Genomic DNA, 21,854 nt, shown 5'->3' with positions numbered 1-21,854 from the left:
CCGCCGGGCTTCAGCAGGGGCCGCCGGTCGACCGGCGGCCCCTGCCGTGTCCGCGCGTGTCGCGACCGGCGACGGTCCCCTGTGACGTGATGAAAGTGGTGGGTTCGTGCCCAGGTCGACAGCGAGCGCTCTTCGTACGTCCCGGACGGAGCCCGCATCGCCCGGACCGGCCGCCACCCGGCCGGTCTGACCCGACCGCGGTTCCGCCTCCGGGGCGGACGGACGGCGCTCACCTCATCCTGGGCCGACCGTTCCGACCGCATCCCTCAGGGAGCCACCCGACGTGTCCCGACGACACCGTGACCGCCTCGAACACCGCACCGACCACCTCGAACTCTCCGCCGAGTACGCGGAGTTCCAAACCCACGGCCATGCCCGTTCCCGTGCCGACGCCCGTCCGGACCCGTCCGACCGCCGCGCCGACCGCCGCGCCGACCGCCGCGCCGACCGCCGCGCCGACCGCCGCGCCGGCCGGCGCTCCGGCGAGCCGACCGGCCGCGCCGCCGAGTCGTTCCGCTGCCGGAACTGCCGGCTGGACGTACCGCTGCGCGCGCCGGGCACCGCGCACCGGAACCACTGCCCGAACTGCCTGTTCAGCCTGCACCTCGACGACCGCGTCCCCGGCGACCGGGCGTCCGAGTGCCGGGCCCGGATGGAACCGATCTCGATCTCGGTGCGCGGTGCGGGGGAGTGGGTCATCATCCACCGCTGCACGGCCTGCGACGAGTTGAGCGCCAACCGGACCGCCGGGGACGACAGTCCGCTGCTCCTGCTCAGGATGGCCACCCGGCCGCTGGCCCACCCGCCGTTCCCGCTGGAACGCCTGGCGGGACCGGCCGGACTCTAGGGCGGATGCCGGGCGCCGGGTCACCCGCCGGAACCGGCGCCCCGTCAATCCGGCGCCCCGTCAATCAGCTACCCCGGCCCCGGTCAGGGTGCCCTCGGCGACCCGGTGCGACCCGGCCCACCGTCGCCCGGGGCCGCGCCCCGGCCGGGCCAAGGCCGCCTCCGCGCACGGAACTCCACGCGGACGCGGCCGTTCGCTTTTCGTCCGTTCCGAGGCCTTCCCCTCGTCATGTGATGTGTGCCATTGTACATGTCACACTCCCCACCGGTGCTCGACGGGGCCGCCCCACGGCGCCGTCGCAACGGTCCTCACCCCCCCCACCGGCCGCGCCCCCAACGCGGCCGACCAGGCCCGGAGGCCCCCACGTGAGAGCCGCACGCCCTCTGCACCAAATACCCCGTCTCGCCAGGCTGTTGACGCTGGCCCTGGCACTGCTCCTGTCGGTCGGGCTGTTCGCGCCGCGCAGCCAGGCCGCCCCCGCCCCGGCCTCGCCGCAGCCCGGCGGCGGCTCGCCCGCAGCCTCGGCCGCCCCCACCGACCCGGCCCCCCAGCCGGCCATCGGTGAGACGCCCGACGACCACGGCAAGAACCGGCCGGTGCCCGCGCGCGAGCGCGCCCCGTTCTCGACGACCGCGCCCGACAAGGCGGCCGACAGCGGGTCGAAGGCCGCCAAGAACAGCGCTCTCGCCAAGAGCTTCGGCGAGAGCGCGGCCGCGGCCGCCGAGCAGCCCTGCAACGTGTCCGACTTCACCGGCCGCACCGGCAGCGCCCTGGTCCAGACGATCAAGAGCGCCGAACTCGGCTGCATCAACGACCTGTTCGTCCTCACGGGAGGGGACGCGAGCGGGGCCTTCCGCGAGTCCCAGATGGTCACCGTGGCGAACGCCCTGCGCGACACCGCCGCCGCCTACCCGGGCGACAACTCCACCTCCACCGCCCAGCTGGTGCTCTACCTGCGCGCCGGCTACTTCGTGCAGTGGTACCACGCGTCCGACGTCGGCACCTACGGCACCGCCCTGCAGAACGCGATCCGGCCCGCGCTGGACGCCTTCTTCGGCAGCGCCCACTCGCGTGACGTCACCGCCGCCAACGCCGCGACGCTCGGCGAGGCGATCACCCTGATCGACAGCGCGCAGGAGAACGTCCGCTACCTCCCGGTCGTCAAGCGCCTGTTGGGCGCCTACGACGCCACCACCCACAACCCCGCGGGCATGGGCAACGCGCTCAACAGCGTCTTCACCGTGCTCTGGCGCGGCCACCAGACGGCCGGCTTCGCCGCCGCTGTCCAGGCGGACCCGAGCGTGCTCGACACGATGTACTCCTTCGTCACCGCCAACAACGCGCAACTCGGCGGTGACTACAGCTTCCTGGTGTACAACGCGACCCGCGAGCTCGGCCGCTTCCTGCAGTACGCGCCGCTCAAGGCCAAGGTCCGGCCGCTGGAGAAGGGCCTGGCCGACCAGTCCTCGCCGTCCGGCCGCACCGCCTACCAGTGGGCGGCAGCCGCGGAGATGGCCGAGGCCTTCGACCCGGGCAACTGCTCCTACTACGGCACCTGTGACTCGGCGAGCCGGCTCAAGTCGGCCGTCCTGACGGTCAACTACACCTGCAGCCCGAGCATCCGCATCATCGCCCAGGCCCTGGACTCCGGTCAGCTCGGCACCGCCTGCTCCAGCCTGACCGCCCAGGACGCGTACTTCCACGCGGTGGCGAAGGACAACGGCCCGGTGGCCGACGACAGGAACACCACGATCGAGGTCGTGGTCTTCCACTCCCGGTTCGACTACGGGGTGTTCGCTGCCAGCGTCTACGGCATCGACACCAACAACGGCGGCATGTACCTGGAGGGCAAGCCCGCCGAGGCCGGCAACCAGCCGCGCTTCCTCGCCTACGAGGCCGACTGGGCCCGCCCGGAATTCCAGATCTGGAACCTCAACCACGAGTACACCCACTACCTCGACGGCCGGTTCGACATGTACGGCGACTTCAACGCCGGCATGACCACCCCGACCGTCTGGTGGGTCGAGGGCTTCGCCGAGTACGTCTCCTACTCCTACCGCAAGCTCTCGTACGACGCGGCGATCTCCGCCGCCGGCCTCCACACGTACAAGCTCTCCACCCTCTTCGACACCACCTACAACAACTCCGACAGCGAGCGGGTCTACCGCTGGGGCTACCTGGCCGTCCGCTACATGCTGGAGCAGCACCGCTCCGACATGGACGCCGTGCTCGCCAAGTACCGTTCCGGCGACTGGGCCGGCGCCCGTAGCTACCTGACCGGCACCATCGGCACCCGGTTCGACGCCGACTTCGACCGCTGGCTGACCGCCTGCGCCGCCGGCTCCTGCGGCACCACCAACCCGCCGGGCAACCAGCCGCCCACCGCCGCGTTCGGCACCGCGATCGGCGAGCTGGCCGTCACCTTCACCGACCGCTCGACCGACCCGGACGGGAGCATCACCGCCCGCGCCTGGGACTTCGGCGACGGCACCACGGCGACCACCACCAACCCGACCAAGTGGTACGCCAAGGCGGGCACCTACACCGTCACGCTCACGGTGACCGACAACAAGGGCGCCACCGCGAGCAGCCGGCAGAACGTCACCGTCGCGGGCCTGCCCGAGTGCTCCGGCGCCGACGTCCGGCAGCTCGACAAGAACTGCCGGCGCAGCAACCTCGCGGCGACCACCGGCAACTACACCCACTTCTACCTGTACCTCCCGGCCGGCGTGAAGCAGCTGAAGCTCACCAGCACCGGCGGTACCGGAAACGCCGACATGTACTTCAACACCGGCAGCTGGGCGTACACCAACGCCTACACCGCCCGGTCCGTCAACGCCTCCAACAACACCGAGACCCTCACCATCACCAACCCGCCGGCCGGCTACGTGTTCGTCAGCCTCTACGGCCAGCAGGGCTTCTCCGGCGCGAACATCAAGGCCGAGTACTGACCCGGCCCGACGTCCGCCCCACGTCCGACCGCTGACCTCGACGCACTGACGTCGAACTGCCGAGGTCGAACCACTGGGGTCGAACCACCGACCGACCGGCTCCGGCCGGCGGGTCCACCGGGTGCCCCCGGCGGCGCGCGACGCGCACCGCCGGGGGCACCTCCGTGGTCGTCCCACCCCGCTCACGCCCCGATCCGTACCAGCGCCAGCGTGATGTTGTCCGGGCCGCCGGCCTCGATCGCCGCCTTCCAGAGTGCGAACGCGGCCCGTCCGTCGGCCCGTCCGGGATCGTCGGGCGGGAGGTCGAGCAGGGCGAAGAGCTCGTCCTCCGGGAGCGGGTCGGTCAGCCCGTCGCTGCACACCAGGTACCGGTCGCCGACCGCCAGCGGGGCGCGGCGCACGTGCGGTTCGACGAAGGTGAGGCCGAGCGAGCCACCGAGCGACTGGGTGACCAGCGAGGTGGTGCGCCGACCGGGTTGCAGCGGCGGACTGTCGTCCACGCTGACCCGGCGCAGCCCCGTCCCCTCGACCCGGTAGACCCGGCTGTCGCCGACGTTGAACACCACGGCCTCGTCGGGCAGCAGCACCAGGCCCGCGACCGTCGTCCCCATCGCGGCCAGCTCCGGATCGTCGGCCGCCGCCGCGTACACCGCCCGGTTGCAGTCCTGGAGCGCCTCGCGGACGGTCTCCTCGCTGACCAGGCCCGGGCCGGCCGCCGCCAGCCGCCGCGCGACCAGGGAGCTGGCCACCTCGCCGCCGGGGTGGCCGCCGAGGCCGTCGGCGACCGCCACCACGCACGGCGGGCCGACGGGGAAGAGCATGGTCTGCGGATTGGTGGTCACCGTCGCACAGAGCGTCCACGGCCCGACGGCCAGGCTGTCCTCGTTCTGCTCCCGCACCAGGCCCTCGTGGCTCAGCGCGCTCACCTCGATGTAGGCCGTCATCGGTTCGCCGTCCTTCCGGAGCTCCGGGCCGGCCGCGCCCGACTCCTCCCATTGTCGCGCGTGCCGTCCGCGCCGGGTGGGCCGTCCGTGCCGGGTGGGCCGTCCGCGCCGTCCGCGCCGGGCGGGGCCCGCTCCCGGGTATTGCACCGACCGATCCAAAAAGCTACGGTGCTGCCATGGCGAGACCGCGCACCTTCGACGAGGACCGGGCGCTGGACGCGGCGATGCGCGCGTTCTGGGCGAACGGTTACGAGGCCACCTCCACGCAGGACCTCTGTGCGGCGACCGGTCTCGGGCGGAGCAGCATCTACAACACGTTCAGCAGCAAGCACGACCTGTTCAAGCGGGCGCTGGCCCGCTACATCGACCTGATGACCATCCCGCAGATCGCCCTTCTGGAGGACCCGGAGCTGCCCCCGGCGGCGCGGATCCGGGCCCTGTTCGAGCGGATCGTCGACGCCGAGTTCGCCCTGCGCCCGGAGGGGCGCAGCATCGGCTGCCTGACGGTGAACACCATCGTCGAACTGGCCGGGCGCGACCCCGAGGCGGCCGCGATGGTGGGCCGGGACCAGGAGATCCGGCTGGTCGCGCTCCGGGGGGTGCTGGCGGCGGGGCAGCGGTCGGGCGAGATCGCCTCCCGCCGGGATCCGGGCGACCTGGCCCGGTTCCTGAACGCGGTGATCGGCGGCATGCGGGTCGCCGCCCAGGGCGGGGCCGACCGGGCCGCCCTCGAAGCCGTCGCCGCGACCGCGCTCGACGCCCTGGCCCCCTGAGGTCACCGCCCGACCGGACCTCCCTTCCGCCTTCCCTTCCGCCTTCCTGTGCCTTCGCCTGCCCTAATTTTGAACCGATCAATCCAAAACCATCTGGGAGCAACACCGTGCCACGTGCCGTGTACGTCCTCGCCCTCGGCATCTTCGCGATGGTGACCAGCGAGTTCGCGGTCGCCGGGCTCATGCCGCAACTGGCGGAGGGCCTCGACGTCACCGTCCCGCAGGTCGGCTACCTGATCACGGCCTTCGCGGTCGCGATGTCGTTCGGCGGCCCGTTCCTCACCGTCGCGGTCCTGAGGATGCGCCAGAAGAACGCCCTGATCCTTCTCTTCGCGATATTCCTGGCAGGGAACCTGATCGCCGCGACCGCCTCCGGCTACCCGGTGATGCTGGTGGCCCGGGTGGTCACCGGCGTCGCGGCTCAGGCGTTCTTCGGCGTCTCGATCTCGCTCTGCGCGCAGCTCGCCCGCCCGGAGATCCGTGGGCGGGCCATCGCCGTCGCGATGAACGGCCTGATGCTCGGCACCCTGCTGGGACTGCCGCTGGCCACCGTGATCGGGGAGCACCTGGGCTGGCGGGCCGCCTTCTGGACGGTCGCCGTGCTCACCGTGGTCGCCGCGCTCTGCACCCTCGCCGGCGTGCCCGACGTCGACCATGCCGAGGGCGGCGGTTCCGTCCGCTCCGAACTGGGCGTCTTCCGCAACCCCAGGCTCTGGCTGACCTTCTCCACCAGCACCCTGATCATCGGCGCGACCTTCGCCGCGTTCAGCTACGCCAACCCGATCCTCACCGAGGTCACCGGCTTCTCGGCCGGTTCCGTCCCGCTGCTGCTGGTCGCGTACGGCGCGGCCACCGTCGTCGGCAACACCGTGGTCGGGCGCTTCGCCGACCGCTTCGCGGTGCCCGTGCTCACCCTGGGCCTGGCGCTGAACGCCGTCTTCCTGGCGGGCTTCGCGCTCTTCGCGGACCTGCCGGTGCCGGCCGTCGCGTTCCTGCTGGGCATCGGTCTGGTCGGCGTCACGATGAACCCCGCGATGGTGTCCCGGGTCCAGCGCACCGGCAACGCCCGCCCGCTGGTGAACACCGTCCACTCCTCCTTCATCACCCTGGGGATCATCATCAGCACCTCGTTCGGCGGCCTCGCGATCGACGCGTGGGGCCTGCGCGCGCCCCTCTGGCTGGGCGCCGGCCTCGCCGTCGCGGGCCTGCTCACCCTGCTCCCCGAGGCGCTCGGTACCCGCCGCGCCCGACTCGCCCACCCCACCCCCGCCCCCACCGACCGCATCCCCGCCGACCGCACCCCCGAGCCCGCCTACACCGACTGACCTCCCCGCCCGGCCCCCGCTCCCGCCCCCGGCAGCCCTCGACAGCCCGGGGAGGGGGTCGGTGGGCAGCCGGGGGCGAGGAGAGGGGCGCTCGGGGGAATATCGGCGGGACGGTCGATGCTAAGGTGGTTGAAACTTTGACGATCGGATCCCGACCGGGATTCACCAGGAGTGTGGTGAGCAGCATGCAGTTCGGAATCTTCACCGTCGGCGACGTCACCCCCGACCCGACCACGGGCCGCACCCCGAGCGAGCACGAGCGGATCAAGGCGATGGTCGCCATCGCACGCAAGGCCGAGGAGGTCGGGCTGGACGTCTTCGCGACCGGCGAGCACCACAACACGCCGTTCGTGCCGTCCTCGCCGACGACCATGCTCGGGTACATAGCCGCGCAGACCGACCGCATCATCCTCTCCACCTCGACCACCCTGATCACCACCAACGACCCGGTGAAGATCGCCGAGGACTTCGCGATGCTCCAGCACCTCGCGGACGGCCGGGTGGACCTCATGATGGGTCGCGGCAACACCGGCCCGGTCTACCCGTGGTTCGGCAAGGACATCCGCCAGGGCATCCCGCTCGCGATCGAGAACTACGCGCTGCTGCACCAGCTGTGGCGCGAGGACGTGGTGGACTGGCAGGGCCGCTTCCGCACCCCGCTGCAGTCCTTCACCTCCACCCCGCGCCCGCTGGACGGCGTCGCGCCGTTCGTCTGGCACGGCTCGATCCGCAGCCCGGAGATCGCCGAGCAGGCCGCCTACTACGGTGACGGCTTCTTCGCGAACAACATCTTCTGGCCCAAGGAGCACTTCCAGAAGCTGGTCAACCTCTACCGGGAGCGCTACGCCCACTACGGGCACGGCACCGCCGAACAGGCGTACGTCGGGCTCGGCGGCCAGGTGTTCATGCGGAAGAACTCGCAGGACGCGGTGCGCGAGTTCCGCCCGTACTTCGACAACGCGCCGGTGTACGGGCACGGCCCCTCGCTGGAGGAGTTCACCGACCAGACCCCGCTCACCGTGGGCAGCCCGCAGGAGGTCATCGAGAAGACGCTGACCTTCCGCGAGTCCTTCGGCGACTACCAGCGCCAGCTGTTCCTGATGGACCACGCGGGCCTGCCGCTGAAGACGGTGCTGGAGCAGCTGGACCTGCTCGGCGAGGAGGTCGTGCCGGTCCTGCGCGCCGAGTTCGCGAAGGGCCGCCCGGCCGAGGTCCCGGACGGGCCGACCCACGAGGCCCGGGTCGCGGCCGAGCTCGCCCGGCAGGGCGAGCAGCAGCAGGAGCAGCAGGAGACCACGGAGGTGACCAAGTGACCGCGTACCGACTGGTGGTGGTCAGCGCCGGCCTGAGCAAGCCGTCCTCGACGCGGCTGCTCGCCGACCGGCTGGCCGAGTCGACGAGCCGCCGGCTCGGCTCCGCCGGGCGGCCGGTGGAGGTGACGGTGGTCGAACTGCGCGACCTCGCCACCGACATCGCGAACAACTTCGTCACGGGCTTCCCCGGCGCCGCACTGCGCGAGGCGATCGAGGAGGTCACCCGCGCCGACGGCCTGATCACGGTGACGCCGATCTTCGCGGCCTCGTACAGCGGGCTGTTCAAGTCGTTCTTCGACGTGGTCGACCCGGACGCGCTCACCGGCAAGCCGGTGCTGATCGCGGCCACCGGAGGCACGCCCCGGCACTCGCTGGCGCTGGAGCACGCCGTCCGGCCGCTCTTCAGCTACCTGCGGGCGGTCGTCGTCCCGACCGCGGTGTACGCGGCCACCGACGACTGGGGCGCCGCGGGGGACCGGCTCACCGACGGCCTCCCCGGGCGGATCGACCGGGCGGCCGGCGAGCTCGCCGCGCTGCTGGCCGGCCGCGTCCCCTCGGCCCGGCCGGAGCAGGCCGCCCCGGGCGCGCAAGCCCCGGCCGCCCAGGCCGTGGTCCCGTTCGCCGAGCAGCTCGCCGCCCTGCGGGTCTGACGGCGAGGCGGCGGGAGCGGCAGGGCGCCGGCGCCGCGCGGCGAACCCGCGGCAAGAAGGGGCGGACCCGACCCGGGCCCGCCCCTTCGCCGTGCTGCGCGGAGGGTGCTCAGACCGCGCGCGCGTCGTACGAGGCGCGGGCCGTCGCGATCTCCCGCTGATGCGACTCCGTCCACGTCACCAGCGACTGGATGGTGGCGTGCAGCGTCCGCCCCAGCGGCGTCAGCGCGTAGTCCACCCGGGGCGGCACCACCGGGTGGACCGTCCGTTCGACCAGGCCGTCACGCTCCAGCTGCCGCAGCGTGACGGTGAGCATCCGCTGGCTGACCCCGTCGATCTCGCGCCGCAGCTCGGTGAAGCGCAGCGAGCGGCGGTCGAGCAGGGCGATGACCAGCAGCGACCACTTGTCGGCGATCCGGTCGAGGATCTGCCGGACCTCGCAGTCCTCCCGGGTGTCCCACTGGAGCACGTCGTAGCCGTCCTCGGTACCCGCGCAGTGCGTCGGTAACTTCAAAGTGCCTTCTTCCACAGCTCCTGATGCTGCCTCAGGATGGCCAGTGGTTACAAGAGGGAACCGACCGGCCGAAGAGGAACCGGCTCGTTCTGTCGCCCTCGCCTCCCCGCGCACTCCCAGGAGACCTCCGTGTCCGTGTCATCAGCCGTGCCCGAAACCGGAAGCCCGGGCCCTGTCGGAAGCCCGGGCCCTGTCGGAAGCCCGGGCCCGTCCGGCGGCCGGGTCGACGCCGCCTCCGGGCCCCCGTCCCGCTTCGGCGGGCGGGAGGCAGCCGTGCTCCTCGTGCTCTGCGGCGCGATCTTCCTGGAGGGCATCGACGTCGCGATGCTCAACGTGGCGCTCCCGTCGATCCGCGCCGACCTGGGGATGAGCACCGGTTCACTCAGCTGGGTGCTGAGCGCCTACGTGCTCGGTTACGGCGGGTTCATGCTGCTCGGCGGCCGGACCGCCGACCTGCTGGGCCGGCGCCGGATGTTCCTGCTCTGGCTCACCGTCTTCGTCCTCTTCTCCGGCCTCGGCGGTCTCGCCACCGAGGGCTGGATGCTCATCCTGGCCCGCTTCGTCACCGGCCTCTCCGCGGCCTTCATGACCCCCGCAGGACTGGCCGTCATCACCACCGCCTTCGCCGAGGGGCCCCGCCGCAACCGCGCCCTGCTCGTCTACGCGGGCACGGCGGCGGCCGGCTTCTCGCTCGGTCTGGTGGCCGGCGGGCTGCTCACCGCCGTCAGCTGGCGCTGGGTCTTCTTCGCTCCCGTCCTGCTGGCCGGCGCCCTGCTGATCGCCGCACTGCCGCTGATCCCGCGCGACGAGGCGCCCACCCGTCGCGCCGGCGAACGCTTCGACCTGGCCGGCGCCGCGACCGCCACCGGCGCGATGCTGCTGCTGGTCTACGCGGTGGTCAGGCTCGGCGAGCCCGGCGCCGAGGCACTCTGGACGGTGGCCTCGCTGGCCGGCGGACTGGCCCTGCTGGCCGCCTTCGCGGCGATCGAACGGCGCTCCGCCGCACCGCTGGTCCGTCTCGGCCTGCTGCGCTCCGGGCCGCTCCTGCGGGCCAACCTGGGCGCGCTGCTCTTCGCCGGCTCGTTCTTCGGCTTCCAGTTCGTCGTCACCCTGTACCTCCAGGACCTGCGCGGCTGGAGCTCCCTCCAGACCGGGCTCGCGCTGCTCGCCGTCGGCATGGACGCGGTACTGGCCCCGACGCTCACGCCCCGGCTGGTCGAGCGGTTCGGCAACGCCCGGGTGATCCTCGGCGGCTTCTGCCTGGCGGCCGTCTCGTACGCACTGTTCCTGCCGGTCGGGCTGGACTGGACGTACCCGATGATGTTCCCGACCATGATCCTCACCGGACTGGCGTTCGCGCTCGCCTACGGGCCGCTGACCATAGCCGCCACCGACGGCGTGGCCGAGGAGGAGCAGGGGCTGGCCGGCGGGCTGCTCAACACCTCCTTCCAGTTCGGCGCGGCACTCGGCCTCTCGGTGGTGACCACCGTCAACCTGGCGGCGACCGGCACGGACGGTACCGCGCAGGCCGGGCTGGACGGCTTCCGTGCCGCGCTGGTGGTGCCGGTGGCGGCGGTCGTGCTCGGCGCCCTGGTCACCGCGACCGGCCTGCGCCGCCGCACCCGCGGCTGACCCCCGCGCCACTGCGCCGCACCGTCGCGCCCGGCCCCGCGCCGGCCCCGCCCCAGGACCTGCCCCGGGGACCGTGTCACCTGCCGGCCCGTACCGGACGGATCCTCCGTCCGGTACGGGCCTTCGCGCGTTCGGGGCGGCGACCGCGCCGTAATGTCCGCTCTGGGGTGTAATCGTACGGACGATCAGACCCCGGAGACCGGAGTCCGCCATGCCCTCCGTGCCGCCCCCGTCCGCCGCCCGACTCCCGGCCGCCGACCCGGCGCCGCCCGCCGACCCGCCCGACGCGCAACCCGTCCTCGCCCCGCTCACCAGCGCCGCGATCTTCCTGGTGCTCACCGTCGACCCCGGTGGCGAGCAGACCGTCCGCGCGCTGCTCCCCGACCTCGCCGGACTGCGCCGCTCCGTCGGCTTCCGCGCCCCCGACGCGGGCCTGACCTGCGTCACCGGCATCGGTTCCGACGCCTGGGACCGCCTCTTCGCCGGCCCCCGTCCGGCGGCGCTGCACCCCTTCCGGGAGGTGGCCGGAGCCCGTCACCGCGCCCCGGCCACCCCGGGCGACCTGCTGTTCCACCTGCGGGCCGCCCGCATGGACCTCTGCTTCGAACTGGCCGGCCAGCTCACCCGGCGGCTCGCCGGGGCGGCCACCGTCGTGGACGCCGTCCACGGCTTCCGCTACTTCGACGACCGTGACCTGCTCGGCTTCGTCGACGGCACCGAGAACCCCGAGGGCCGGGCCGCGGACGCCGCCGTCCGGGTCGGCCCCGAGGACCCGGAGTTCGCGGGCGGCAGCTACGTCGTCGTGCAGAAGTACCTGCACGACCTGGACGCCTGGAACAGGCTGCCGGTCGAGGCACAGGAGCGGGCGGTCGGCCGTACCAAGCTCACCGACATCGAACTCGACGACGACTCCCAACCCGCCGACTCGCATGTCTCCCTGACCACGATCACCGGCCCGGACGGCGAGGAACGGCAGATCATGCGGTTCAACATGGCCTTCGGATCGTTCGAGGACGGTGGCGAGTTCGGCACCTACTTCATCGGCTACGCGCGCGACCCGGAGGTGACGGAGGAGATGCTGCGGAACATGTTCGTCGGCCGCCCGCCGGGCGCGTACGACCGGCTGCTGGACGTCTCCACCGCCGTCACCGGGACCCTCTTCCACGTGCCGACCGCGGACTTCCTCGACGACCCGCCGCCCGCACCCGCCGCGGACACCGCCGACGCCCCGCCCGTCCCCGCAGCGCCGCCCCGCGCCCCGTCCCTCGCCTCCTTCGATGGCTCGCTCGCCATCGGCAGCCTGAAAGAGACCCCGTCACGATGAACAACCTGCACCGCGACCTCGCCCCCGTCTCGGCCGCCGCCTGGGAGGAGATCGAGGAGGAGGCCCGGCAGACCTTCAAGCTGCACGTCGCCGGCCGCCGGGTGGTCGACCTGAGCGGCCCCGAGGGCCTCGCGCTCGCCGCCGTCGGAACCGGCCACCTGACCTCCATCGACCCGCCCGCGGACGGTGTCGTGGCCCACGCCAGGGAGGCCCGGCCGGTCGTCGAACTGCGCGTCCCGTTCACCGTCTCGCGCGAGGCCGTCGACGACGTCGAGCGCGGCTCCCGCGACTCCGACTGGCAGCCCGTCAAGGACGCCGCCCGGGCGCTCGCCCTGGCCGAGGACCGCACCGTCTTCGAGGGCTACCGGGCCGCGGGGATCGAGGGCATCCGCGCCGGCGCGTCCAACCCGGCGGTGCCGCTCCCGGCCGACGTCCGGGACTATCCCACCGCCGTCAGCCAGGCCCTCACCGTCCTCCGCCTCGCCGGCGTCGGCGGCCCGTACGCCCTGCTCCTCGGCGCCGGGGCCTACACCGCCGTGAGCGAGACCTCGGACCACGGCTACCCGGTGGCCGCACACATCGCCCGCCTGCTCGACGGCGAGATCATCTGGGCCCCGGCCGTCGAGGGCGCCTTCCTGCTCTCCGCCCGTGGCGGAGACTTCGAACTGGTCCTCGGCCAGGACGTCTCCGTCGGGTACCTCTCCCACACCCCTGACACCGTGGACCTCTACCTCCAGGAGTCCCTGACCTTCCGCCTCCTCACCGCGGAGGCCGCCGTAGCCCTGGGCGGCTGAGAAGTCGGGCGGGGTGCCTCACTCGTCAGAGCAGGCACCCCGCGCAGGGGTTCAGTCGTTGACGGTCCGAGCCGCCCAGATCGGCATGGCGATGACGGACCCGGTGTTCGACGACAAGGAACCGCCCGGTATCGGTCGGGCGGCGCTTTCGGTCGTGAGCTGGTGAGCTCCCAAGGTGCCTGCCAGCCCCAGGGCGGCAACGAGGGCCGCGCGAATGACCGAGTTTTTCATGTTCATGGTCATGTACTTTTGATCCCGATCTACGCATGTCAAAGTTTCAACATGGCGCCGTCCGATTGGCGGTGCGGCGCTGCCATATGCGGAATCGTAGTACGGCTGGGGCTGGATGGAATCACTGATCCATGTGAGCGGATCATGGGATCGATATTGCTCACAGTTGTGGTGTTTCTGTGGAAATTGCTTGCATGAGGTGATCGAGATCGGTCGGACTCGACACTTCAAGTGCATGCAGGAGGGTAAGTGCGCGTCTGGCGGCTGTTCGGGCGGCGGGGGTGTCCCCGAGGCGGGCATGGGCGTCGACGAGTAGTTCCCAGGCGCGGGCCTCTTCCTGCGCGGCGTGGAGCTGGCGGGCGAGATCCGTCGCCCGGGTCAGCGTGTCGATGGCCCGTTCGATATTCCCCTGTGACAGATCGACCCGGCCCAGTCCTCGCAGCGCGGCTGCCTCCTCGCGCGCTGCGCCCACTGAGCGGGCCAGGTCCAGGGCTCTCGCGTGGTGGGCGGAAGCCTCGCTGTGGCTTCCCGTCGACTCAAGAAGATCGCCGAGGCCGTTGTGAGCGTCCGACTCGTGCCGGACACTGCCGAGTTCGCGGAACGTCGTGAGTGCGGAGTGGTAGAGGTCCTGAGCGGCAGGGAACTCATCCGGGATCTCAAGAGTGGCGGCGAGATTCGTCTTGATGGTGGCCAGGTCGAGCTGGGAAACATGCCCGTCGTTGATTCTGATAATCCGTTCGAATGCCTTTCTGGCTGGTCTGCGCTCGCGCATTCCGAGTCTGATCTCGCCGATATTGTTGAGGATCTTGAATTCGAGACTCGAGTCCGAAAATGACTGGGCGTGCGGTAGCGCCTCGGTCAGCGATTCGAGTGCCGCCCGGTGATTCCCCATGGAAATGTGAATGACGCCGATATTGCAGAGGAAGCGGGCCGTGTTCCAGTGGTCGTCGAGGGTTCGGCGCACTTCCATCCCGCTCAGCTGGACGGCGAGCGCGGATGCGAGGTCGCTCTGAGCCCAGTGGACCTCGGCTTGTTTGCCCAGGACCTCGGCCTCCGCCTCCGGGTCCGCCGAGGCCCGGGCGAGTGTCAACGCGTGGGTGAGCGTCCGGCCCGCCTCCGGGTAGCGGGAAAGGCGGATGAGTGTCGACCCCAGGTCGAGCAGTGCCCATGCCTCGCGCTGAGTGTTCCCGGTCGCGCGCCAGTGCAGGACGCTCGCGAGATGTGCTTGATATGCGTCGGCCCAGTATCCCTGGGAGTCGAGGTCGGCGCCCAGCACGTGCGCCAGCCATCCGGCGGCCTCTCGCAGGCCGTTCTCCCGCAGCGACGCAGCGAGGGCGAGCAGGCCCGCTCGTTCGGCCTCCAGCCAGGTGCGCGCGGAGGCCGGTTCGCGTAGTCCGAGTTCGGCCAGAGTGTCGTACGGAAAAGCGAACTGACCCGGAGTCGGCAAATTCTGGCGAGGTCGGTTCGGATAGACGGCCCGGTCCGCCATGTCACCCGCGTGAAGGGTGAGACCCGCAAGCCGCCGCAGCGCGCCGTCGCGCTCGTCTGCGCTGTCCTCCTGGTGTGCGAGTGCGACGGCGTACTCCTGGAGCAGATCGTGGAACTGGTAGCGCTCGGGCGAGCGTTCCTGGAGGAGGTGCAGACGTAGAAGGCTTTCGAGGATCTGGTCCGTCTGGTCGAGGGGGCGATCGATGAGGGCCGTCGCGGCGGGGAGGCCGAAGTCGGGTCCGGGATGGAGACCGAGGTGTCGAAAGGCGCGGCGCTGCTCGGCCGAGAGCTCCTGATAGGAGACCTCGAAGGCGGAGGCCACCGTGGCGTAGCCGTCACGGATCTCGAGAAGCCGGTTGCTCTTTCTCGAGAGCCGTTGGATCAGATGGTCGAGGGACCACGAAGGTCGGGCCCGGAGCCTGCTCGCAGCCAGCTCGATCGCGAGCGGAAGCAGCCCGCATCGGCGCACCACTTCGGCGAGCTGGCTCGATGCGCAGGCTCTTTCGGGGCCGATGAGTTGGGCGAACAAGTCCATCGCGTCCTTGAGCGGGAGGACATCGAGGAAGAGTGACCTCGCACGAGACAGCTCGGTAAGACGCCGGCGGCTTGTGACAATCACTAGGGAGGTGGGGGCGGACGGCAGGATGTCCCGGACCTGCTCGGGACCGACGGCGTCGTCGAGGACGACGATCGCCCTTCGTTCGGCCAGAAGTTTGCGGCACAGCGCGCTGAGGTCCGCGCTGTCCGAGGGCATGTCCGCGACGCCGACGCCCAGGAGTCGCAGGAGATTGGCAGCTGCGGTGGTCGAGGTGAGCGGCTGGGGGCCGCCCTGGGCGCGCAGCGGTATGTAGTACTGGCCCTCGGGGAACTCGTCCCGCAGTAGATGTGCCACGGTCAGGGCGAGCGCGGTCTTGCCGACTCCTGCCATCCCTGATATCGACTCCACCGTGATCACGCCGCCTCCGGCCAGGGCCGATGTCGGACCTGACCGCAGCCGGTGTAACTCCGCTACCCTTCCGACGAGATGCGGGGGCGCCGGGAGATTGGACCGACTGTCCTGCTCGGGGTGGCGTACTGGCGTTGCCTGTCGGGCGGGGGTCTGGGCTCCCCGAGGATCGCGACGGGTGAACAACTCGGCGACCGGGGCGCCCCGCAGCATCCGCTCGTGGAGGCGGGTGAGGGCGGCGCCGGGGGCGGTGCCGAGGTCGGCGCGGAGGCGGCGGACGACGGCGGGGTAGACGGCGAGCGCCTCGGCCTGGCGGCCGGCGCCGTGGAGGGCGACCAGCAGGTGGGCGGCGACGCGTTCGTCGGTGGGGCGCTCCTCGCGGAGCGCGGTGAGTTCGGGGATGAGTTCGCTGTGGCGGCCGAGCCGGAGGTCGATCTCGACCCGCAGGAGGGTGGTGGCGAGGCGCTGGTCGGCCATGGTGGCGCGGGTGGACTGGGCCCAGCCGCCGGGGAGTCCGGCGAGCGGTTCGCCGCGCCACAGTTCCTCGGCCCGGCTCAGGACGGTCCGCGCCTGGACGTCGTCCCCGTTGTCGGCGAGTTGGCGGGCTCGCCGCGAAAGGTCGACATAGCGATGCCAGTCGATCAATTGGGGGTCGGTGCGAAGCGCATACGTGTGCGATCGGGTGTCGATGGTGGGGACGTCCCGGGGCGCGCTGAGGCCTTCCGCGTCGGCGGCCTTTCGCAACTCGCTCCGAATGCGGGAGACGTGACTGTAGATGCTGGCCAGCGCGCTGGGCGGCGGTTCCTCGTCCCAGATCCTGTTGGCCAGCCACTCGTGCGAGAGCGGTCGCCCCACCTCCAGGGCCAGGGCGGCGAGCAGGCGGCGACGCTTGTCCGAGCGAATCGCCAACAACTCGCCGTTCACCGAAAGTTCAACCGAGCCCAGAAGATGGAACTCCATTCGACGCCCCCCGCCGGTTGGCTACCAGCTTGCCGTGTCGGAGGTGAGCATCCCACGCTTTCGGGCGCCGCTGCTATACCGTCTGCCTTCTTCAGGGATCGAGGTTATTGGCATATTCTCCATATGACCATGCGTCATGTGGTATCGGCTGCACGGTATTTGATCACCTCTGATCACCGTCGGGGTCCTGCCACTCGGATACGTCGTTCTGCGGGTAGGGGGACCAGTGGAGCCTGTGACGTTCACGGAGCCGGATGCGCAGCCGGGTGCACGGCCGGCCGGCGGGAGCGGCCGGTGAGTGAGGCGGATCAGCAGCCGACGGGCGGGAGTTACTCGGTCTCCGGCACCCGGGTGGGCGGTTCGGTGGTCCAGGCCGGGTCGATCCGGAGCGTGCACATCCACGGCGGGCCCGCCCCGGCCCCGGCGCTTCCCGTGCCACGCCAACTCCCCCCGGTGCCACGACGCTTGGTCGGACGCGAGGACGATCTCGCGGCGCTGGACCGGTCGTTGGGCGACGCGACCGACGCCGCCGACGTCACGGTGGTGGTGACCGGTCCGGCCGGGGTGGGCAAGACGGTGCTCGCCACCCAGTGGCTGCGCGGCCTGTCCGGCAGGTTCCCCGACGGCCAGCTCTACGCCGACCTGCGCGGTCACGCCCCGGGCGGGCCGGCCGACCCGGCCGAGGCGCTGGGCGCCTTCCTGCGGGCCTTCGGGATCACGCCGGTGCCCGGCAGCCTGGCGGAGGGGGCCGCGCTGTGGCGCTCGCTGGCCGCCGAGCGCCGGATCGCCGTGCTGCTCGACAACGCCTCCACGGCGGCGCAGGTCCGCCCGCTGCTGCCCGGTTCGGAGCACGCCGTCGTCGTGGTCACCAGCCGGCGCCGCCTCACCGGCCTCGGCATAGACGGGGCCGTGTTCCGCAAGGTCGACCTGCTCTCGGACGACGCGGCGGCGCAACTGCTCACCCAGCGGGTCGGCGAGGACCGGGTGGCCCGCGAACGCGCCGCCGCAGCCGAGGTGGTGGAGCGCTGCGCGGGCCTGCCGCTCGCGGTCTGTCTGGCCGCCGCCCGGATCGCGGCCCGCCCGGTCCAGTCGCTCGCCGCCACCGCCGAGGCGCTCGGCCACGAATCCGACCGGCTCGCCGCGTTCGACGTGGAGGGAGAGGCCGTGCACCATGTGCTGGACGCGTCCTTCGAGGTGCTGGACGCGGACGCGGCGCGCTTCTACCGGCTTCTCGGTCTGTTGCCCTTCCCCGTCTTCACGCTCGATGTCGCCTGCGCGGTGGGCGACTTGGCACCCGGTGTGGCGGACCGGCTGCTCGACGGCCTGATCGACGTCCACCTCCTGGAGGAGATGGAGGGCGGATTCCGTTTTCACGATCTGGTGAAGTTGCACGCCCGGGCGCTCGCCGTCGAGGTCCGTGACGCGCCGGAGGGCCGGGCCGCCGTCGACCGTGTCCTCGACTGGTACCTGGCCTCCGCGACCGCCGCCGAGGCGCTGCTCAGCCCGAGCCACCGCACCCTGGGCCGTGACTACACGCGGCAACCGGTGCCCCGCGCAAGAGAGTTCACCGAAGAGGCGGAGGCCCTCGGCTGGCTGGACGCCGAGGCCGACCGGCTCGCGGACGCACTGCGCTGGGCCGCCGCCACCGACCGGACCGCCGTCGCCTGGCAACTCGTCGACGCCATGTGGCCGTTGTTCCTCCGGCGGCGTCCGGCCCGGCTCTGGATCGAGGCGCACCGGATCGGCCGGGCCGCCGCCCGCGCGGCCGGCGACCGGGCCGGGGAGCTGCGGATGCTCACCTCCGGCGGCACCGGCCTGCGCAACGCCGGGGAGGGGGAGGAGGCGGCCGCCTGGTTCGAGGAGGCGTTCGCGCTGGCCCGGACGGTCGGCGACCCGCTCGTCGAGGCCGACGCGCTCTACGGCCTGAGCCAGACCCACCGGACGGCGGGCCGGCTCACCGAGGCGGCCGAGTGCCTCCGCGGGGCGGTCACCCTGCGTGAGGCCCGGGGCTACGCCCGTGGCACCGCCCTCGCCCGTCTGGCGCTGGGTGACGTCCTGCTCGCCGCCGGGCGGGCCGCCGAGGCCGTCCCGGTGATCACCGGCGCCCACCGTGAGCTGGCCGCCGTGCCCGCCGCGTACGAGGCCGCCCGGGCGCTCGCCTTCCTCGGTCAGGCGCACGCGGCGCTCGGTGCGGACGGGGAGGCGGAGCGTTGCTACGCGGAGGCGCTGGCCGAGTTCCGTACCGGTCAGGCCCGGCACTGGGAGGCCCGTGTCCTCGAACTCACCGGCGACCTGGCCCGTGACCGCGGGCGCCTCACCGAGGCGGCGGCCCGGTACCGGGAGTCGCTGTCCCACTACCGGGCGCTGGCCGCCCCCGACGCCGCCCGCCTGGCCGCCGGCCTCGACGCCCTGGGGGCCGCCGCCTCCCCGCCGGACGACGGGGAGGCGGGCCCGGAGTAGTGGTGCCGCCGGGCGCGGGTCGGTTCGGCTCACCGGCCGTCGGGCCGTCCGGGTGGGCGCCCGGTCGGCGGGGCGGTCGGCGGGGAGGGTGTGCCGGGCCGCCGTCCGCGGCCGAACCTGCCGCCGAGCGACCCGTGCGGGGAGGACGCCGAGGCGGCCAACGTGGTGATCTCGGCCAGTGCCCGCCCGGCGGCCAACCAGGCGTGGGCGAGCGAACCGACGGCCGACCGCGGCCAGGAGGACGGCGGACCGCCGGTGCCGGGCCGGAGCCGGAGGGCCAGCCGCCCTCCCGTCCGGGCGAGGACGAGGAACGAGCCGCCGCCGCACTCGGCCGAGGCGACCGCGCAACCGGGGTACGCCCGCAGGACGGCGGCGAGCCGGGCGAGTGCCTGTCGGGGATCGGGCGCGCGGAGGTGGAGGACGTCGGCATGGTGGCGCCACCGGCCGGCGTCGGGGTCGGTGAGGTCGAGCGCCAGGTGCTCGTCGACGAAGGTGCGGGCGAGCGGGTCGCCGTCCGGATCGTTCCGCAGGCAGCTGGTGAGCAGACCGTGGCAGAAGCCGGCGGGGGAGTGGACGCGGGCCTCGAAGAGCGAGGCGGGCGCCCCGGCCGACGGCGCGAGGCCGTCGGCCGGGGCGAGCCGCACCGTGTGCAGTGCGGCCACGGTCACCCCCACCCGCCGTGTCCGCCGTGTCCGGCAGATCCGCCGGGTTCGCCGGGCCCGGCGAACCCCGCGCCCCCCGAGGACGACACGAGCGACAGGGGCGGGGGAAGGGGCAGCGCCGGTGGTTCCGGCGCGTGGGCGGGTTCGCCCAGACCGAGGACGCGGTAGAGCAGCCGCCGCATCCGCCGGTCGAACCGGCCCGGCTCGGAGCTGATCCGCGCGGCGATGGCGGCGTACTCCTCGGGCCGGTACTGCTCCGCCGCGTACGCGAGCTGGGCGGTCAGCGGGTGGGCGGGGGTGAGTGACGGCGCCGTGCGGGCGAGCAGCGCGCCGGGCGACCGCGGATTGACGTCCCGGTGCGGGTACTCGGCGAGCAGGATCGGCGCCCGGGTCATCGTGCCGTACAGGGTGACGGAGCCGTGGTCGCCGATGATGAAGTCGGCCGAGACGAGCAGCGGCCGCCAGTCCTCCTCGGGCGAGAGCACGGTGACCGCCCCGCGCGAGGTCGCCGTCGCCCAGGAGCGCACGGCCCAGGGGCTGTGTTGGGCGGCGACGTTGGGGTGGACCAGCAGCGCGGTCCGGTAGCCGTGCCGGGGCAGTTCGGCGGCCAGCCGAGGCAGGACCGCGTCCAGCCTGGTGAACAGCGAGCCGCTGCCCCAGGTGGAGCAGACCACCACCAGCCGCTCGTCGGGCCGCAGCCCGAGCGCCGCCCGGTACCGTTCGCGGGCGGGGAGCGCGGCGGCGATCCGGTCGTAGCAGCCGTCGCCGACCACCTCGGCGATCGGCAGCGCCTCCGGGCAGCCGCGGCCGAGTTCGGTGAGGTCGTCCTGGTGGGCGAGCGCGTACGCGGTGGGCACCAGCTGCCCGTTCCAGGTGACGTACTCGGGCCCGAGCCCGGCGACCGTTCGAGCGGACCGCCCGGACTCGGCGCCCACCGGTTCCGTACCCGCCGCACCCCCGTCCGTCGGGTCTCCTCCTACCGCGCGCTCGCCGGCCGAGCCCCCGCCCGTCGCCTCCGCCGGGCCGGTCGCGCCTGCCACCCCTGCCTGCCCGGGTGACAGTTTGATGTGCCCGGCCCCGTGCGGCAGCCGGACGAGCGGGCCGCGCAACTGCTCCAGCCCCTGCGAGCCGGCCGCCAGCACCAGGTCGAACTCCCGCCGGACGGCCTCCGCCCACGGCAGCACCGTGCCACCGAGCCGCCGGACGTGTGCCGCCGCACCCCCGTTGAAGGCGTGCGGCGCCACCGTGAACTGGACGTGGACCCGCAGGTCCGCGCCGAGCAGCGGGTAGATGTCGTGCAGCCGCTGGCCGTACACCATGGAGTGCACGACCACCAGCACCTCCTTGCAGTCGGTCAGCGTGGCCCACGACCGCCGGTTGCCCGGCCGCTCCCCGCCCTGCTGTCCGTTCCGCCGTTCCCCGTGGCGGACTTCCCCGTGCACCAAGGTCATGTCGGTCCCCCTCCTTGATCCCGGTCCGGGGCCCCGGGTCTCGGCGGCCCCGACGAGGGTCTGCCCGGGCGGTCTGGCGGATTCCATGACGGGTCCTGGCAGGTGCTTGCGCAAACCTTGCGCGCAGCCTTTCCCCGGTCCACCGCCCGGCCCGTTCCCGCGGCTCGCCGGCTCGCTGGCTCGCGGGCGCCGTTCGCGGCCCCTCTGCCGGACCCGCCGGAGGGCCGAAGGGTACTGAGTTCCTTTACGAGGGGTACTGAGTGCCGTATTCTCTCGGGAGAGCCTCTGACGCCAGTCGAAGAGAGCCGACAGGGCATGCCGGTCCAGGTGGCGCGCGCCGCACGCAGGGCGCGGTGCGCCGGACTTGGCACTCAGTACCCTCGGCATGACCTGAGGCCGTGGACCAGTGCACCCGTACCAAGTGCACCCGTACCAGGAGAACCGCTCATGAGCTTGAGGATCGTTGTCTGTGTGAAGCACGTGCCGGACGCGACGGGTGACCGTCGTTTCTCGGACGATCACACCACCGACCGGGAGGGCGTGGACGGCCTTCTGTCGGAGCTGGACGAGTACGGCGTGGAGCAGGCGT

15 protein-coding genes and 2 pseudogenes are annotated in these 21,854 nt (G+C 72.5%); 11 read left to right on the top strand and 6 right to left on the bottom strand.

Annotation, left to right across the window (positions count from 1 at the left end; genetic code table 11):
- Positions 1-412: 412 nt before the first annotated feature.
- Together PUR56_RS03570 and PUR56_RS03565 are read left to right on the top strand one after the other, a co-directional pair.
- Positions 413-847: pseudogene (locus PUR56_RS03570) on the top strand (RNHCP domain-containing protein); the annotation flags it as partial.
- Between the two features lie 365 nt (positions 848-1,212).
- The gene (locus PUR56_RS03565) at positions 1,213-3,798 is read left to right on the top strand and encodes a collagenase (protein ID WP_329947809.1); all 2,586 of its coding nucleotides are present in this window, start codon (positions 1,213-1,215) and stop codon (positions 3,796-3,798) included.
- Positions 3,799-3,980: 182 nt separating this feature from the next.
- On the opposite strand, the gene PUR56_RS03560 is transcribed toward PUR56_RS03565, so the two are convergent.
- The gene (locus PUR56_RS03560; RefSeq protein WP_329947808.1) at positions 3,981-4,742 is read right to left on the bottom strand and encodes a PP2C family protein-serine/threonine phosphatase; all 762 of its coding nucleotides are present in this window, start codon (positions 4,740-4,742) and stop codon (positions 3,981-3,983) included.
- A 176-nt stretch (positions 4,743-4,918) separates the two neighbouring features.
- Between PUR56_RS03560 and PUR56_RS03555 the strand changes: the two genes are divergently transcribed.
- The 4 genes from PUR56_RS03555 to PUR56_RS03540 all read left to right on the top strand — a co-directional run bounded on the left by PUR56_RS03555 (position 4,919) and on the right by PUR56_RS03540 (position 8,803).
- Complete coding sequence (locus tag PUR56_RS03555; RefSeq protein ID WP_329947807.1) at positions 4,919-5,515, top strand: TetR/AcrR family transcriptional regulator; 597 nt, start codon at positions 4,919-4,921, stop codon at positions 5,513-5,515.
- A gap of 107 nt (positions 5,516-5,622) precedes the next feature.
- Positions 5,623-6,840, top strand: a complete 1,218-nt coding sequence (locus PUR56_RS03550; protein ID WP_329947806.1) for an MFS transporter — start codon at positions 5,623-5,625, stop codon at positions 6,838-6,840.
- Positions 6,841-7,025: 185 nt separating this feature from the next.
- A complete protein-coding gene (locus PUR56_RS03545) occupies positions 7,026-8,153 on the top strand; it encodes an LLM class flavin-dependent oxidoreductase (RefSeq protein ID WP_329879654.1) in 1,128 nt (375 codons plus the stop codon).
- Positions 8,150-8,803 carry an FMN reductase gene (locus PUR56_RS03540; protein ID WP_329947805.1) on the top strand — a complete coding sequence of 218 codons (654 nt, stop codon included), beginning with the start codon at positions 8,150-8,152 and terminating at the stop codon, positions 8,801-8,803. The genes PUR56_RS03545 and PUR56_RS03540 overlap by 4 nt, the downstream gene beginning before the upstream one ends.
- Positions 8,804-8,912: 109 nt before the next feature.
- Here PUR56_RS03540 and PUR56_RS03535 read toward each other — a convergent pair whose 3' ends face one another.
- Entirely contained in the window at positions 8,913-9,317 is a 405-nt protein-coding gene (locus PUR56_RS03535) for a winged helix-turn-helix transcriptional regulator (RefSeq protein ID WP_329947804.1), read from the bottom strand.
- A 273-nt stretch (positions 9,318-9,590) separates the two neighbouring features.
- Between PUR56_RS03535 and PUR56_RS03530 the strand changes: the two genes are divergently transcribed.
- The 3 genes from PUR56_RS03530 to PUR56_RS03520 all read left to right on the top strand — a co-directional run bounded on the left by PUR56_RS03530 (position 9,591) and on the right by PUR56_RS03520 (position 13,067).
- Entirely contained in the window at positions 9,591-10,949 is a 1,359-nt protein-coding gene (locus PUR56_RS03530; RefSeq protein WP_329947803.1) for an MFS transporter, read from the top strand.
- A 211-nt stretch (positions 10,950-11,160) separates the two neighbouring features.
- Positions 11,161-12,273, top strand: coding sequence for a Dyp-type peroxidase (locus tag PUR56_RS03525; RefSeq protein ID WP_329947802.1), 1,113 nt, complete (start codon positions 11,161-11,163; stop codon positions 12,271-12,273).
- A complete protein-coding gene (locus PUR56_RS03520) occupies positions 12,270-13,067 on the top strand; it encodes a family 1 encapsulin nanocompartment shell protein (protein WP_329947801.1) in 798 nt (265 codons plus the stop codon). Before PUR56_RS03525 ends, PUR56_RS03520 begins: the two co-directional genes overlap by 4 nt.
- Before the next feature lie 51 nt (positions 13,068-13,118).
- Here the strand turns inward: PUR56_RS03520 and PUR56_RS03515 are convergent, their stop codons facing one another.
- Both PUR56_RS03515 and PUR56_RS03510 read right to left on the bottom strand, forming a co-directional pair.
- Positions 13,119-13,310, bottom strand: a complete 192-nt coding sequence (locus PUR56_RS03515) for a hypothetical protein (RefSeq protein ID WP_329947800.1) — start codon at positions 13,308-13,310, stop codon at positions 13,119-13,121.
- 148 nt (positions 13,311-13,458) lie between these two features.
- Positions 13,459-16,692 (bottom strand): AfsR/SARP family transcriptional regulator, encoded by a 3,234-nt coding sequence (locus PUR56_RS03510; protein ID WP_329947799.1) that lies wholly within the window; start codon positions 16,690-16,692, stop codon positions 13,459-13,461.
- Positions 16,693-16,986: 294 nt separating this feature from the next.
- Between PUR56_RS03510 and PUR56_RS03505 the strand changes: the two genes are divergently transcribed.
- Positions 16,987-19,152, top strand: a complete 2,166-nt coding sequence (locus tag PUR56_RS03505) for an ATP-binding protein (protein WP_329947798.1) — start codon at positions 16,987-16,989, stop codon at positions 19,150-19,152.
- Positions 19,153-19,181: 29 nt separating this feature from the next.
- On the opposite strand, the gene PUR56_RS03500 is transcribed toward PUR56_RS03505, so the two are convergent.
- Together PUR56_RS03500 and PUR56_RS03495 are read right to left on the bottom strand one after the other, a co-directional pair.
- Positions 19,182-19,814 carry a hypothetical protein gene (locus PUR56_RS03500; RefSeq protein WP_329947797.1) on the bottom strand — a complete coding sequence of 211 codons (633 nt, stop codon included), beginning with the start codon at positions 19,812-19,814 and terminating at the stop codon, positions 19,182-19,184.
- 2 nt (positions 19,815-19,816) lie between these two features.
- On the bottom strand, positions 19,817-21,265 hold the full coding sequence (locus PUR56_RS03495; RefSeq protein ID WP_329947796.1) for a hypothetical protein: 1,449 nt from the start codon (positions 21,263-21,265) through the stop codon (positions 19,817-19,819).
- Between the two features lie 447 nt (positions 21,266-21,712).
- On the opposite strand from PUR56_RS03495, the pseudogene PUR56_RS03490 reads away from it, so the two are divergent.
- Positions 21,713-21,854: pseudogene (locus tag PUR56_RS03490) on the top strand (electron transfer flavoprotein subunit beta); the annotation flags it as partial.

The sequence above is a fragment of the Streptomyces sp. BE303 genome (genome assembly GCF_036290945.1).
Taxonomy (GTDB): Bacteria; Actinomycetota; Actinomycetes; order Streptomycetales; family Streptomycetaceae; genus Kitasatospora.
This window is presented reverse-complemented; position numbering and strand designations above follow the sequence as displayed.